The organism is Mycobacterium fragae (assembly GCF_002102185.1).
GTDB lineage: Bacteria > Actinomycetota > Actinomycetes > Mycobacteriales > Mycobacteriaceae > Mycobacterium > Mycobacterium fragae.
In genome coordinates, this window is sequence record NZ_LQOW01000028.1 from 259,290 (window position 1) to 273,944 (window position 14,655).

Annotated in this window: 16 protein-coding genes and 1 pseudogene; 15 read left to right on the forward strand and 2 right to left on the reverse strand. The window is 66.7% G+C overall.

Features of this window, described 5'->3' with window-relative positions:
- Position 1 precedes the first annotated feature (1 nt).
- Together AWC06_RS17985 and AWC06_RS17990 are read left to right on the forward strand one after the other, a co-directional pair.
- Positions 2 to 817: a class I SAM-dependent methyltransferase gene (locus AWC06_RS17985; protein ID WP_085199454.1), complete on the forward strand. Its 816-nt coding sequence runs from the start codon at positions 2 to 4 to the stop codon at positions 815 to 817.
- A gap of 23 nt (positions 818 to 840) precedes the next feature.
- Positions 841 to 1,218 carry a DUF427 domain-containing protein gene (locus AWC06_RS17990; protein WP_085199348.1) on the forward strand — a complete coding sequence of 126 codons (378 nt, stop codon included), beginning with the start codon at positions 841 to 843 and terminating at the stop codon, positions 1,216 to 1,218.
- On the opposite strand, the gene AWC06_RS17995 is transcribed toward AWC06_RS17990, so the two are convergent.
- Complete coding sequence (locus tag AWC06_RS17995; protein WP_085199455.1) at positions 1,215 to 1,565, reverse strand: nuclear transport factor 2 family protein; 351 nt, start codon at positions 1,563 to 1,565, stop codon at positions 1,215 to 1,217. The genes AWC06_RS17990 and AWC06_RS17995 overlap by 4 nt on opposite strands.
- A 161-nt stretch (positions 1,566 to 1,726) precedes the next feature.
- On the opposite strand from AWC06_RS17995, the pseudogene AWC06_RS18000 reads away from it, so the two are divergent.
- From AWC06_RS18000 to AWC06_RS18055, 12 genes and pseudogenes are all read left to right on the forward strand, one after another.
- Positions 1,727 to 2,028: pseudogene (locus AWC06_RS18000) on the forward strand (hypothetical protein).
- Between the two features lies 1 nt (position 2,029).
- On the forward strand, positions 2,030 to 3,409 hold the full coding sequence (gene tnpB, locus AWC06_RS18005) for an IS607 family element RNA-guided endonuclease TnpB (protein WP_085199349.1): 1,380 nt from the start codon (positions 2,030 to 2,032) through the stop codon (positions 3,407 to 3,409).
- A gap of 38 nt (positions 3,410 to 3,447) precedes the next feature.
- On the forward strand, positions 3,448 to 4,362 hold the full coding sequence (locus AWC06_RS18010; protein ID WP_085199350.1) for a DNA-3-methyladenine glycosylase family protein: 915 nt from the start codon (positions 3,448 to 3,450) through the stop codon (positions 4,360 to 4,362).
- A 46-nt stretch (positions 4,363 to 4,408) separates the two neighbouring features.
- The gene (locus tag AWC06_RS18015) at positions 4,409 to 4,957 is read left to right on the forward strand and encodes a Dps family protein (protein WP_085199351.1); all 549 of its coding nucleotides are present in this window, start codon (positions 4,409 to 4,411) and stop codon (positions 4,955 to 4,957) included.
- Between the two features lie 45 nt (positions 4,958 to 5,002).
- Positions 5,003 to 5,989, forward strand: coding sequence for a pirin family protein (locus AWC06_RS18020; RefSeq protein ID WP_085199352.1), 987 nt, complete (start codon positions 5,003 to 5,005; stop codon positions 5,987 to 5,989).
- A gap of 19 nt (positions 5,990 to 6,008) precedes the next feature.
- On the forward strand, positions 6,009 to 6,632 hold the full coding sequence (locus AWC06_RS18025) for a TetR/AcrR family transcriptional regulator (RefSeq protein WP_085199353.1): 624 nt from the start codon (positions 6,009 to 6,011) through the stop codon (positions 6,630 to 6,632).
- A gap of 55 nt (positions 6,633 to 6,687) precedes the next feature.
- On the forward strand, positions 6,688 to 7,635 hold the full coding sequence (locus AWC06_RS18030; protein ID WP_085199456.1) for a class I SAM-dependent methyltransferase: 948 nt from the start codon (positions 6,688 to 6,690) through the stop codon (positions 7,633 to 7,635).
- A 21-nt stretch (positions 7,636 to 7,656) separates the two neighbouring features.
- On the forward strand, positions 7,657 to 8,595 hold the full coding sequence (locus AWC06_RS18035; RefSeq protein ID WP_085199354.1) for a class I SAM-dependent methyltransferase: 939 nt from the start codon (positions 7,657 to 7,659) through the stop codon (positions 8,593 to 8,595).
- Positions 8,592 to 9,518 carry an SAM-dependent methyltransferase gene (locus tag AWC06_RS18040; protein WP_085199355.1) on the forward strand — a complete coding sequence of 309 codons (927 nt, stop codon included), beginning with the start codon at positions 8,592 to 8,594 and terminating at the stop codon, positions 9,516 to 9,518. Before AWC06_RS18035 ends, AWC06_RS18040 begins: the two co-directional genes overlap by 4 nt.
- Before the next feature lie 77 nt (positions 9,519 to 9,595).
- Complete coding sequence (locus AWC06_RS18045) at positions 9,596 to 11,011, forward strand: aldehyde dehydrogenase family protein (RefSeq protein WP_085199356.1); 1,416 nt, start codon at positions 9,596 to 9,598, stop codon at positions 11,009 to 11,011.
- Positions 11,012 to 11,029: 18 nt separating this feature from the next.
- Positions 11,030 to 11,893, forward strand: coding sequence for an SDR family oxidoreductase (locus tag AWC06_RS18050; protein WP_085199357.1), 864 nt, complete (start codon positions 11,030 to 11,032; stop codon positions 11,891 to 11,893).
- 10 nt (positions 11,894 to 11,903) lie between these two features.
- A complete protein-coding gene (locus AWC06_RS18055; protein ID WP_085199358.1) occupies positions 11,904 to 12,872 on the forward strand; it encodes an NADPH:quinone oxidoreductase family protein in 969 nt (322 codons plus the stop codon).
- Here AWC06_RS18055 and AWC06_RS18060 read toward each other — a convergent pair.
- Entirely contained in the window at positions 12,869 to 13,885 is a 1,017-nt protein-coding gene (locus AWC06_RS18060; protein ID WP_085199457.1) for a sigma-70 family RNA polymerase sigma factor, read from the reverse strand. The two genes, AWC06_RS18055 and AWC06_RS18060, sit on opposite strands and share 4 nt — an antisense overlap.
- 147 nt (positions 13,886 to 14,032) lie before the next feature.
- Between AWC06_RS18060 and AWC06_RS18065 the strand changes: the two genes are divergently transcribed.
- The gene (locus AWC06_RS18065) at positions 14,033 to 14,611 is read left to right on the forward strand and encodes a dihydrofolate reductase family protein (RefSeq protein ID WP_085199359.1); all 579 of its coding nucleotides are present in this window, start codon (positions 14,033 to 14,035) and stop codon (positions 14,609 to 14,611) included.
- The last annotated feature ends 44 nt before the right edge of the window (positions 14,612 to 14,655 follow it).

The window sequence follows — 14,655 nt, forward strand, 5'->3', positions numbered from 1 at the left end:
GATCCATGTCGACCTGAGCGGGGCGCCGCAAACCATGCTGGCGACCCTGTACGCCAAGGCGCTGGACGCCGATTTCGAAACCCCGGTACTGAACGACCGGTACGCCAAACAGATCGTCGAGCGGATCGACTACGACTGGAAGCGGACCACGATCACGGCGCGCCGTGCGCCGTCGGTGACCACCCGCACGGCACACTTCGACATCTGGGCCCGCCAGTTTCTCGCCGTGCACCCGGCGGCCCTGGTCCTGCACCTGGGCTGTGGGCTGGACAGCCGCTTCTTCCGGCTGCAGCCCGCTGCGGGCGTCGATTGGTATGACATCGACTATCCCGACGTCATCGCGTTGCGCAAACAATTGCTGCCGACCCGCGACAACAATCATCTGGTCGCCGCGTCGGTCACCGATCCGGCCTGGCTGGCCGGGATCCCCGACGATCGCCCCGTGCTGATGATCGGCGAAGGCCTGACGATGTACCTCACCGAGCAGGACGGCATCGCGCTGCTGCGCCGAGTGGTGGAGCGTTTCAGCTCCGGCGAATTGCAGTTCGACGCATTCAATGGGCTCGGGATCAAGTCGCAGTGGCTCAACACCGTGGTACGCCGATCGGGATCCCGGTTGCAGTGGGGCATCAACGGGCCCGACGAGATCCTTGCGGCGGTGCCCGGGCTACGCCTGCTGGCCTGGCAGCGATGGTTCGAGTCGGAAACGTTCGCCCTGTTGCCGCGCTCCGCCCGGCTGCTGGGCAAGGCGATGTCGCTGGTTTCACCCGTAGCCAGCATGTCGCAGTACCACCGCTACGCATTCGGGAATCTTTAGCGCCTGCGGCTGTTGCAGTTGCAATGAGCAAGCCAGTTCTGGAACCCAGCACCGAACATCCGATCACCATCACCCCGACCCAGGGCCGGGTCGTGGTGCGGGTCAACGGCGAGGTCGTCGCCGAGACACGCGCCGCGCTGCAGTTGCAAGAATCGACTCTGCCTGCGGTGCAATACATTCCATTCGACGATGTGGTGCAAGGCCTGTTGAGCCGCACCGACACCAGCAGCTACTGCCCGTATAAGGGCGAAGCCAGCTATTACAGCGTGACCACCGCCGCCGGCGAGACCGTCGAGGACGCGATCTGGACCTACGAGCAGCCGTATCCCGCGGTCGCCGCGATCGGCGGCCACGTCGCGTTCTACCCCAACAAAGCCGAAATCAGCATCGAGCCCGACTAGGCCGGGCCGAACACCTGCTCCGCGAGTCGGGTGTCGCTGTATTCCCGCACCGACACGATCAGCCCGTCGCGGGTGTCGACGATGAACGCGTAGGGGCTGTCATAGCGCACGCCGTTGACTGTCGTCCCGTCGGCCTGCGCCTCGACCACCACACTCTCGCCGTCGTTGAAACATCGGATGAGCTCGAGGCTGATCTCAACCCGGCTTCTGCGCCGCTCGACCTCTCGCCGCAGCCCCGCCTTGTCGACCGAATTGCGGGTCGTGTTGTTCCAGTAGGTGAAGTCGTCGCTCAGCAGCCCGAAACACTCGTCGACATCTCCGCCTTCACTGAGGCATTGCAGGAACATCCACGCCAGCTCGGCCTGTGGGTCATCGAAGGGCGTGGTAGACACATCGCCATCCTTTCGTGGAAGACAGATGGCGGTCAATGATCCGCCGGCCGGGGGTTGCCAGCTGTTGCGTTTTGAGTGGTCGGTGTTTGTCGGTGGTGTGCTGTAGGAACAGGTGTATGAATCTCGCGACGTGGGCTGAGCGCGACGGTGTTGCGCGGGTGAGTGCGTATGGCTGGTTTCGCTCGGGCGGTTGCCTGTTGCGGCGCAACGAGCAGGTGGGCTGATTCCGGTGAATGATGTGGCAGGGGCCCGGGAGTTGGTTGTGGTCGTCTCAGCCGAGGTCGACGACGACCTGGTGGGGGATATGACCGAGATCCTCACCGGCATGTGCGCTCGCCTCTGCGGCAAGCGCGCTGCTGCCAACCGGGCAAAGTGTGCCATCACCGCTGCCGCTGCTGATGAGTGCGAGGCGGCTTGAGGTGGCGAAGTTCGAGATTCCCGACGGATGCTGTGTACAGGCATTCAAGTTCACGCTCGACCCGACAGAGGACCAGGCTCGCGCGTTGGCGCGACATTTCGGCGCCCGCCGTAAGGCGTTCAACTGGGCCGTCGCCACGCTCAAGGCCGATCTGTCGGCGTACCGCAACGGTGGTCTAGAGACGGAGAAACCCTCGCTGCGGGTGCTGCGGAAGCGCTGGAATCAGGCTAAAGACGAGGTGTGTGTCAACGCTGAGACCGGGCAGGTGTGGTGGCCGGAATGCTCGAAGGAGGCCTACGCCGATGGGATCGGCGGCGCGGTGGAGGCGTATTGGAACTGGCAGAGCTCGCGCGCGGGCACGCGGGCCGGGAAACGCGTCGGGTTCCCGCGGTTTAAGAAAAAGGGTCGCGACGCCGATCGAGTGTCGTTTACGACCGGCGCGATGCGCGTGGAGCCCGACCGCCGGCACTTGACGCTTCCGGTGATCGGCTGTGTGCGTACCCACGAGAACACCCGCCGCATTGAACGGCTCATCGCGAAAGGGCGGGCGCGGGTGCTGGCCATCAGCGTGCGCCGCAACGGTAGCCGGCTGGATGCGAGCGTGCGGGTGCTGGTGCAACGCCCCCAACAACCCCATGTCGCCCGTCCAGATTCGCGGGTCGGTGTCGACGTCGGTGTGCGGCGCCTGGCCACCGTCGCCTACGCTGACGGGAATGTCATTGAGCAGGTGGCGAATCCACGACCGCTCGACGCGGCGCTCAAAGAGTTGCGGCATGTCAGTCGTGCCCGGTCACGCTGCACGAAAGGTTCGCGCCAGTATCGTGAGCGCACTATTGAACTGTCCCGGCTGCATCGCCGGGTCAACGATGTCCGTAGCCACCATTTGCACGTCCTCACAACGAGATTGGCCAAAACTCACGGCCGCATCGTTGTCGAAGGCCTGGACGCGGCGGGAATGGCGCGGCAGAAGGGCCTGCCGGGCGCCCGCGCCAGACGCCGCGGACTATCTGACGCTGCGTTAGGCACCCCGCGCCGGCACCTGTCCTACAAGACCGGCTGGTACGGATCACAGATCGTGGTCGCCGACCGCTGGTTTCCGTCATCGAAAACCTGTCATGAATGTGGGCATGTTCAAGACATCGGGTGGGACGAACACTGGCAATGCACCGGTTGTTCGCTCACCCACCAACGTGATGACAACGCCGCGATCAACCTCGCACGCTACGAGGAAACCCTTAGCGTCGTCGGCCCAGTTGGGGCCGCCGTCAAGCGTGGAGCCGACCATAAGACCCGGCCGAGCCGGGCGGGTGGCGATGAAGCGCGGAAGGGACGCAGCCGCAAGGCTGCTGAACAACCCCGAGATGGGGTGCGAGTCGCGTGACCACTAAAGATCACTCACTCGCAACGGAGACTTAGCGGATGGTCAAGAGCGCTCGCACCGTCACGTTCGCCGGTGTGGTCAGCCCCGCGCTCACTCTTTGGCCGCTACGCCGAGGTCCGCGTGATCCCTGTTTCCAGGTCGACGACGACGGCGCCATCTGGCGGACCAGCCTGTTGGGCAGCGGGCCCGTGACGGCGCGGATCCGTCGCGCGGCCCGCAACGCCGTCGATTGCAGCGCATGGGGCGGCGGAGCCGAGGAGTTCCTCGACGCCCTGCCGGCGATGCTGGGCGCCGAAGACGACGCATCGGATTTCCTGCCGTCCCAGCCGACCGTCGCCGCCGCGCACCGGCGCGTCCCGCACCTGCGATTGGGCCGCACCGGGCAGGTGCTGGAAGCGCTCATCCCGGCGGTGCTCGAGCAGCGGGTACCGGGTGCGGACTCGTTCCGCTCCTGGCGAGTGCTGGTGAGCAAATTCGGCACGCCGCCGCCCGGACCCGCGCCGGCCCGGATGCGGGTGCCGCCGTCGGCCGACGCGTGGCGGCGCATTCCGTCGTGGGAGTTCCACCGTGCCAACGTCGACCCCGGCCGGGCCCGCACGATCGTCGGGTGCTCACAGCGCGCGTCCGCACTGGAACGCCTGACGTCATTGCCGGCCGCGAAGGCTCGCGACGCGCTGACGTCGCTGCCGGGAGTCGGCGCGTGGACCGCGGCCGAGACCGCGCAGCGGGCATTCGGTGATCCCGACGCCCTGTCGGTCGGGGACTACCACATCCCCAAGATGATCGGCTGGACGTTGCTGGGCCGCCCGATCGTGGACGCCGACATGATCGAACTGCTGGAACCCATGCGCCCGCACCGCCACCGGGTGGTCCGCCTGCTCGAGGTCAGCGGACTGGCCTACGAGCCGCGCCGCGGCGCACGGCTGCCGGTCCAAGACATCCGCGCCCTGTGATGCCGTGCACGGTTACCCCGCGCGGTCATCGGGTATGAGACCAGCCATGACTCAGTTCACGATCCCCGGTATGACCGAAAAGCAGGCGCTCAAAGTCGGCGGGCTGTTGCAAAAGCAGCTGAGCACCTACAACGATCTGCATTTGACGCTCAAGCACATCCACTGGAATGTGGTTGGCCCCAACTTCATCGGCGTGCACGAGATGATCGACCCGCAGGTGGAATTGGTGCGTGGCTACGCCGACGAGGTGGCCGAGCGGATCGCGACCCTTGGCGGCTCGCCGCAAGGTACGCCGGGCGCGATCCTCAAGGACCGCACGTGGGACGACTACTCGGTGGGCCGCGACACCGTCCAGGCACATCTGGCCGCACTGGATCTGGTCTACAACGGCGTTATCGAGGACACCCGCAAGGCCATCGAGGAAACCGAGGAGCTCGATCCGGTCACCCAGGACATCCTGATCGACCAGGCCGCGGAGCTGGAGAAGTTCCAGTGGTTTGTCCGTGCTCACCTGGAGAACGCCGGCGGCAAGCTGGCCCACGAGGGATCTTCCACCGAACGAGCAGCGGCCAAGACGGCCCGCCGCAAGGGCTGAAACTCGCCCAGGGAATAATCGGACCGCAGTCCGGTTATAGCGGGTATGCCTGCTATAACTGCAAACACCTTGGCTCTGCCGCGGGTGTCGCCGCCCGGCCCCGCCGACACCGAGCGCCCGGTCCGCTCGATCACGACCGGGCCGCGTGGCTTCGAGGGCGAGGGATTTCCCGTCGTCCGGGCGTTCGCCGGAGTCAGCGCCGCCGCGCTGGATCCGTTTGTGCACATGGACCAGATGGGTGAGGTGGAATACCAGCCCGGCGAGCCGCGAGGCACCGACTGGCATCCACACCGCGGGTTCGAAACGGTCACCTACATGATCGATGGCCAGTTCGCCCACCAGGATTCGCACGGCGGCGGTGGCCTCATCACCGACGGCGCCACCCAGTGGATGACGGCCGGCTCAGGCATCCTGCACATCGAAACGCCACCTGCCGAGCTGGTGGACAGCGGCGGCGTCTTCCACGGCGTCCAACTCTGGGTGAACCTGCCGAAGAAGGACAAGTTCGCCGCACCGCGATATCAGGCCATCGAGGGCGGCGACGTCAAGCTGCTCTCTTCCGACGACGGCGGCGCCCTGGTCCGCGTCATCGCCGGGGACATCGACGGTCACCGCGGGCCGGGCGTGACGCACACGCCGATCACGATGGTCCACGCCACGATCGAGCCCGGCGCGCGGCTGAACCTCCCGTGGAACCGCAGCCACAACGCGTTGGTCTACGTGCTGTCCGGACGGGGAGCGGTCGGGCCCGTCGGGCACCCCATTCACCAGGGCCAGCTGGCGGTTCTCGGGCCCGGCGACCGGGTCACCGTGGCCGCCGAGCCATCACAGGAGTCGCGGCGTCCGGCGCTGGAGGTGCTCATCCTGGGTGGCGAGCCCATTCGGGAACCGGTATTCCACTACGGGCCGTTCGTGATGAACACCAAGGGCGAGTTGATCCAGGCGCTCGAGGACTACCAGGCCGGCAAATTCGGCCATGTTCCACCTGATGCGCTGATGCCGCATAGGCACGGCCGGCGGCCTGAAATGTGACCTATGGCACAATTTATGGGTGCCGCATCCTGCTAGTCGGGGACCTGGGCGGCCCCCTGCAGCGAAGGCGGCCGAGACCCGTCGACGCATCTTGAGCGCCGCTCGCGAAGTGTTCAGCGAACGCGGCTACGACGCAGCCACGTTTCAGGCGATCGCGATCCGGGCCGACCTGACGCGCCCCGCGATCAATCACTACTTCTCCAACAAGCGGGCGCTCTACTGGGAGGTGGTGCAGGAGACCAACAACGTGGTCGTCACCGCCAGCATCGAGCGTGCCCGGCGCGAGACGACGCTGCTGGATCGGCTGTCAGCGTTCATCGCGGCGGCGATTGCCGCCGACGCCGCAAACCGGCCGGCGGCCGCCTTTTTGATCACCGCAATGTTGGAGTCGCAGCGCAAGCCCGACCTGAGTCGTCCGGAATCCGACCCGGTTCGCGGCACCCGGGATTTTGTGTCGTGGGCGATCAACGACGCGATCACCCGTGGCGAGCTGGCCGGCGACACCGACGCCGTGGCACTGACCGAGACGCTTGTCGCCGTGCTGTTGGGAATCGGCTTCTACGCCGGTTTTGTCGGCAGCCGCCAGGAGCTCGAAACCGTCACCGACCAATTGCAGCGTTTGCTGGCCAGAAGCCTGCAGTGATGTAGCGCACAGCACCATATAGGTTGCCTAACTATTAGGTAACATGGTGCGCGCCATGACTGATCTGTACGAAGTTGACTCGGTTCGAACCGAGGGCGACAGCTGGGAGATCACCGAAAGCGTCGGCGCCACCGCTTTGAGTGTCGCGGCGGCACGCGCCGTGGAGACCGCGACGGCTGATCCACTGATCCGAGACGAATTCGCCCACCTGTTGGTGTCGTCGGCCGGGCCTGCGTGGGCGCAGCTGGCCAGCCCCGATCTGGACTGGATCGGCGAAGACGAGCACGGACGACGAGCGCACCGGGTGGCCTGCGATTACCAGGCCGTGCGCACCCATTTCTTCGACGAGTATTTCCGGGAAGCGGCCGAGGCCGGCATTCGGCAAGTGGTGATCCTGGCCGCTGGGCTGGATTCGCGCGCCTACCGGTTGGACTGGCCGGCAGGCACCGCGGTTTACGAGATCGACCAGCCCAAAGTCCTGGAGTACAAGACCGGGACCCTCGAATCGGCCGGTGCGTCCCCGAAGGCGACGCGGCGCGCAGTGCCGGTGGACCTGCGTGACGACTGGGCCGCCGCGCTGACGGCCGCGGGTTTCGACCGCAGTCAGCCGACCGCCTGGCTGGCCGAGGGACTGCTGCCCTACCTGCCCGCCGAAGCTCAGGACCGGCTCTTCGCGATCCTCACCGCGCTGAGCGCGCCGGGCAGCCAGGTCGCCGTCGAGGCGTTCACCCTGGGTTCGGGCGACAACGAGCGGCGCCGGGCAGCGCGGCGCGCCCGCTGGGCGCGGATGCGTCGGGGCCTCGGCCTGGATATCAACGTCGAGATCCTGACCTACCGCGAAGCCGACCGCGCCGATGCCGCGTCGTTGCTGTCGGGCCACGGCTGGCAGGTGCAGGCGGTGAACAACGTCGACGAAATGGCCCGGCATGGCCGGCCGATACCCGAAGACCTGGCCGACGAGGCCGTCAGCAGCGACCTGCTACGAGCGCGGCTCGTCCCCTGATCAACCCGAAAGGGCTAGCACATGAGCACACTGCGCACCCACGACGACACTTGGGACATCGCCACGAGTGTCGGTACCACCGCGGTGATGGTCGCCGCGGCCCGAGCCATCGAAACCGACAGCCCAAGCCCGCTGATCCGCGACCCCTACGCGAGGCTGCTGGTGACCGAGGCCGGCACCGGCGTGTGGGAGACCATGCTCGACGACGCCATGGTCGCCAAGGTCGAGTCCTTCGACCCGGAAACCGCCGCGGTATTCCACCACATGCGCGGCTACCAGGCGGTGCGGACACATTTCTTCGACGCGTATTTCGCCGATGCAGTGGCCGCCGGGATCCGGCAGGTGGTGATCCTGGCATCCGGTCTCGACTCGCGCGCCTACCGGCTGGGCTGGCCCGCCGGGACCACGGTGTACGAGATCGACCAGCCCAAGGTGCTCGCGTACAAGTCCGCGACCTTGGCGGCCCACGACGTGACGCCGTCGGCCGACCGGCGCGAGGTGCCGATCGACCTGCGCCAGGACTGGCCGGCCGCGCTGTGCGCCGAGGGATTCGACCACACGGCGCCGACGGCATGGCTGGCCGAGGGGTTGCTGATGTATCTGCCGGCCGACGGCCAGGACCGGCTTTTCGCGCAGATCACCGAGTTGAGCGCGCCGGGTAGCCGCATCGCGGTGGAAACCGCGGCGAGCCATGCCGACGAGCGACGTCAGGAGATGCGGGATCGATTCCAGCGCGTGGCCGATGAGCTCGGCTTCGAGCGGACCGTCGACGTGCAGGACCTGATCTACCACGACGAGGACCGCGCGGCCGTCGCCGATTGGCTGAGCGAGCACGGTTGGCGGGCGACGGCGCAGAATTCCGGCGACGAGATGCGGCGGCTTGGCCGCTGGGTCGAGGGTGTGCCGATGGCCGACGACAAGGACGCGTTCGCCCAATTCGTCACCGCGGAGCGCTCATGAGCACCGCTCGTACCGAGGGCGACACCTGGGACATCGCCACCAGTGTCGGCGCGACTGCCGTCATGGTGGCCTCCGCGCGCGCGGCCGAGACGGCCGGCGAGCAGCCGCTGATCCGCGACGAGTTCGCGCAGATCCTGATCGACGGCCCGGAATTGGCCGAATTGGTCGCCAAGATGTCGACGACGTACACCGCCGATCCCGAGCTGGTGGCCCTGCATCAGCACATGATCAACTACCAGGCCGCGCGCACGCACTTCTTCGATGCCTACTTCACCGCGGCGGCCGCCGCCGGCATCCGTCAGCACGTCATCCTGGCCGCCGGGCTGGACTCGCGGGCATATCGGCTGGACTGGCCGGCCGGGACGGTCGTCTACGAGGTCGACCAGCCCAAGGTGCTGGAGTACAAGGCCGCGACGTTGGCTGCTCACGGCGCGCGGCCATCGGCCGAGCGCCGTGAGGTGCCGGCCGACCTGCGATATGACTGGCCGAAAACCTTGCGCGACAACGGATTCGATCCCGCAAAACGCACCGCGTGGCTCGCCGAGGGGCTGTTGATGTTCCTGCCGGGAGAGGCCGAGGAACGGCTGTTCGCCGATATCGACGCGCTCAGCGCGCCGGGCAGCCGGGCCTGCATCGAGGATTTCCGCTTCGACGACGCGGCTCGCGAAGCGTACGCGCAGCGCCGCGTGAAGACCGAGGAGCTGCGGCAGCGGCTCGGCGACGAGAACGTCTTCGACCCCGGCGACCTGTGGTACACGGATGACGAGCGCCGCGATCCGGCGGCCTGGTTCAAGGCGCGCCAGTGGCGCGTCGAGTCGCGGACCGGCCGTGATTACCTGACTCAGGTCGGTCGTTCGCTGCCGGAGCAACCCAATATTGCGGCGACGTTCACCGCTGTTTTCGTCTCTGCCGAGAAGCCGTAGCGGCTTCCCAGGCCGCCTGTTGCCCAACCGGGTGGTTGATTAGGATTGGGGCTTCCACCGGTCAGGAAGGGAAGCCCATGACCACCGAAGCCACAGCAAACACCACCTCCGACGCCGCGGCCCAGTCGGACATCCCGAAAATCGTCGCCCACCTGCGCGAGACGTTCTCGACCGGCAGAACCCGGAGTGTCGAATGGCGGCGAGCGCAGCTGCGCGCCATCGAAAGAATGATGGTCGAGAACGAGGCGGCGATCGCCGACGCGCTGGCAAAGGATCTGGACCGCAAGCCGTTCGAAGCGTGGTTGGCCGACGCCGCGGGCACCGCCAACGAGGCTCGGTATGCCGCCAAACACGTCAAGAAGTGGATGCGCCGCAAATACCGCTTGCTCGAGGCCGCGCAGCTGCCCGGCCGTGGCTGGATCGAGTACGAGCCCTACGGCACCGTGCTGATCATCGGCGCCTGGAACTACCCGTTCTACCTGACGCTTGGTCCCGCGGTCGGGGCAATCGCCGCCGGAAATGCGGTGGTGCTCAAGCCATCCGAGATTGCCCCGGCGTCGTCGGCGGTGATGGCCGATTTGGTGCCGCGCTACCTGGACCGTGATGCGATCGCGGTGGTGGAGGGTGACGGCATGGTCAGCCAGGAGCTGATCGCGCAGGGCTTCGACCGGGTGCTGTTCACCGGCGGCACCGAGATCGGCCGCAAGGTTTACGAGGGCGCGGCACCACACTTGACGCCGGTCACCCTCGAGCTCGGCGGCAAGAGCCCGGTGATCGTGGCGGAGGATGCCGACGTCGAGGTCGCAGCCAAGCGGATCGCCTGGATCAAACTGCTCAACGCCGGCCAGACCTGCGTGGCACCCGACTATGTGCTGGCCGACGCGAAGATTCGCGACGAGCTCGTCGACAAGATCGGCGAGGCCATCACTAAGTTCCGGTCCGATGACGAGCGGGCCGGGATGCGCATCGTCAACCAGCGCCAGTTCGATCGGCTGAAAGACTATCTGGCCAAGACCAAGGGCACGGTCGCGCTCGGTGGCAACTCCGACGCGTCGGCGCTGCGCATGGAGCCGACCGTGGTCGTCGACCCCGATCCGGACGAGCCGTTGATGAGCAACGAGATCTTCGGCCCGATCCTGCCGGTGATTTCGGTCCAATCCATCGACGAGGCAATACGTTTCGTCAACTCACGGCCCAAGCCGCTGTCGGCGTACCTGTTCACCAAGACACGCGCGGTGCGTGAACGGGTGATCAAAGAGGTGCCCGCGGGAGGCATGCTGGTCAACCACCTCGCGTTCCAGGTTTCGACTGCCAAGCTGCCGTTCGGAGGAGTCGGCTCGTCAGGGATGGGCGCCTACCACGGCCGCTTTGGTTTCGAGGAGTTCAGCCACCGCAAGTCAGTGTTGACCAAGCCCACCCGACCCGACTTATCGAAGTTCATCTACCCGCCGTATACAGAGAAGGCGCAGAAGTTGGCCCGCCGGCTGTTCTGACACCCAGAAAGGAAATTCATGCCTGGAGTACAGGATCGTGTCATCGTCGTCACCGGTGCCGGTGGGGGATTGGGCCGCGAGTATGCCCTGACCCTCGCCCGGGAAGGTGCCAGCGTCGTCGTCAACGACCTAGGTGGAGCCCGCGACGGTACCGGCGCCGGCCATTCGATGGCCGACCAGGTGGTCAACGAGATCAAGGATGCCGGCGGGCGCGCGGTCGCCAACTACGACAGCGTGGCTGAGGCCGAGGGCGCCGAGAACATCATCAAGACGGCCCTCGACGAGTTCGGCAAGGTCGACGGCGTGGTGAGCAACGCCGGGATCCTGCGCGACGGCACCTTCCACAAGATGAGCTTCGAGAACTGGGACGCCGTGCTGAAGGTGCATCTCTACGGCGGCTACAACGTCGTCCGCGCTGCCTGGCCGCACTTCCGTGAGCAGAGCTTCGGGCGGGTGGTTGTGGCCACTTCGACCAGCGGGCTGTTCGGCAACTTCGGCCAGGCCAACTACGGTGCGGCGAAGCTGGGCCTGGTCGGCATGATCAACACGTTGGCCCAGGAGGGCGCCAAGTACAACATCAAGACCAACGCGCTCGCACCGATCGCGGCCACCCGGATGACCGAGGACATCCTGCCGCCCGAGGTGCTGAAAAACCTGACCCCGGACTTCGTGGCGCCGGTCGTCGCCTACCTGTGCACCGAGGAGGTGCCCGACACCGGTTCGGTCTTCATCGTCGGCGGCGGCAAGGTGCAGCGCACCGCGCTTTTCCAGAACGAGGGAGTCACCTTCAGCAAGCCGCCGTCGGTGGACGAGGTGGCTGCGCACTGGGCAGAGATCGACGACTTGTCCGCCGCGAAACAGGCCAGCTTCTCGGTGCGGTGACCGCCGGCCCATGAAAGCCTGTGTGGTACAAGAACTCACAGGCCCGTCCGGTCTCGTCTACACCGACGTCGACGATGTCACCGGCGGCGAGGACACCGTGGTCATCGACGTCCGCGCCGCCGGGGTGTGCTTTCCGGACCTGCTGCTGAGCAAGGGCGAGTATCAGCTCAAGCTGCCACCGCCGTTCATCCCGGGGATGGAAGCCGCCGGCGTGGTGCGCTCCGCGCCGGAAGAGTCGGAATTCAAAGTGGGTGACCGGGTCTCGGCGTTCGGTGTGCTGGGCGGCTTCGCCGAACAAGTCATCGCGCCGGTGACGAACGTGACCCCCAGCCCCGCCGAGCTCGACGACGCCGAGGCGGTGTCGCTGCTGGTGAACTACAACACCATGTACTTCGCGCTGGCCCGCCGGGCGGCCATGCGCCCGGGCGACACCGTGCTGGTGCTTGGGTCAGCGGGCGGCGTGGGCACCGCAGCGATCCAGGTGGCCAGGGCGATGGGCGCCGGCATGGTCATCGCGATGGTGCACCGCACGGGCGCAACGGAATTCGTCGAGTCGCTGGGCGCCGACGTGGTGTTGCCGTTGACCGACGGCTGGGCTCAGCGGGTGCGTGACCACACCGACGGCCGGGGCGTGGACATCGTGGTCGACCCCGTCGGCGGGCCGGCTTTCGACGACGCCATTCGGGTGCTTGCGATCGACGGCAAGCTGCTGGTGATTGGATTCGCCGCGGGCGGCATCCCGACCGTCAAGGTCAACCGGCTGCTGTTGCGCAACATCAGCGTGGTCGGGGTGGCCTGGGGCGAGTACCTGAGCAAGGTCCCCGGGTCGGCGGCGCTGTTCGCGTGGGGGCTGGCGCAGCTGGTGTCGTTGGGGCTGAAACCGCCACCGCCGCAGCGTTATCCGCTCTCGGAGGGCCGCACCGCGCTGCAGGCCCTGGCCGACGGCGGGGTGCTGGGCAAGGTCGTCCTGGAACCCTAGCCAGAGCCTGGCGGCAGCGAGCGCGGTAGCCCGAAGAACGGGAGGACGCTGTTGTCGAAGCGAACCATGGCACTGATCCGGTCGCCGGTGAGGGTGAGGACATAAAGGCCGGTTCCGTGGCGGACGCCGGTGGGGGCGCGCAGGTAGGCCCCGAACGCCGGCTGGCCGTTGGCTCGCGTCGGGATCAGGTCGAACCTCCGGCCTGCGCGGAAGATGCTGGCGCAGAAGCGCGCCACGACGTCTCGGCCCTGGTATTCGAACGGCATCGGTGGCATCGACACGAAGACGTCCTCGGTCAGAAGCGTCACCAGCGCATCCAGGTTGGCGGATTCCCACGCGCGCACGAATTTCGCCACGATTGCCTCCTCTGTGGCTGAGTTGGCGGCGGGCGCGGGTTCGCGGCCCTCGGTCGTGGGCCGCCGATGCCGCATGCCGGCGCGTGCCCGTTTGAGGGCGCTCTTGACCGATTCGACGCTCGAGTCGAGCATGTCGGCCACCTCGGCGGTGTGGAAGCCGAGGACGTCGCGCAGGACGAGCGCGGCGAGCTGGCGAGGCGGCAAGGTTTGCAGGGCGGTCACGAAGGCCAGCGAGATGGCTTCTGCCTGCTCGTAACGCGCGTCCGGGCCGGGCGGCGCGTCGACGGCCCCCTCGAGCAGGGCATCGGGAAACGGTTCGAGCCAGACGATTTCGCCGAGCCGGCTCGGCTCGGGCGGTTCGACGTTGGGCACGTCCCACTCCTTGGCCGAGCGCCGACTGGCCGATCGGCGCGCGTTGAGGCAGCGGTTGGTCGCGATCCGGTAGAGCCAGGTGCGCAGCGACGCGCGTCCCTCGAAGCCGCCAAAGCCTTGCCATGCCGCCAGCAGTGTGTCTTGCAGGACGTCCTCGGCATCTTGGAATGATCCGAGCATCCGGTAGCAGTGCACCTGCAGCTCGCGGCGGTAAGGCTCAATCAGCTCCCGAAACGCTTCGCCGTCGCCCGCCCGTGCCCTGGACATCAGATCGCCGGCTACCACCCTGGCGTCACCTACTTCTGTGGCTTGTAGCACTTCCATGTTGGTTAGACACCGGCCGAACGGCAATCGGGGCGGTCCGCGACCGCCACCTTCTCGACGCCCGCGGTGTCTTCACAGTCGTAACCGAGCCAACCGAGGAGAACCACGATGGGAAAGATCATCATCAGCGAGAACGTCTCACTCGACGGAGTCGTGCAGGACCCGACTGGTGAGGAGGGCTTCGAGCGCGGGGGTTGGTTCTTTCGGGCGAGCGACGAGGACCGCGAAGCATGGGGCAAACTGATGCTCGAAGAGGCCCTGGGCGCCGATGCCCTGCTGCTTGGTCGGCGAAGCGACGAATGGTTCGCTGCGCGGTGGTTATCCCGCACGGGCCAGTGGGCCGACAGGTTGAACGGCCTGCCGAAGTACGTCGTATCCTCGACGCTCGACGAGCCGAAGTGGAGTAACGCGGCGATCCTCAGCGGCGACGCCGTGAACGAGGTCTCCAATCTGAAGCGCGAGTTGCACGGCGACATCGTCGTCTACGCCAGTATCCAGCTGGTTCACACGCTGATGGAGCACAACCTGGTCGATAGTCTGCGACTGACCGTGTTTCCGGTTGTGCTCGGTTCCGGGGAGCGATTGTTCGGCGACACGTGTGACGATAAACCTATGCGCCGCACCGACATTCGCACCATCGGCTCTGGCCTCGTCCGCCTCACCTACCAGCCGGTGCGAGAAACCTAGCCGAGCGCGCGGTCGCCGAGGTCGTCCTGGCACTGGAGCTCGCT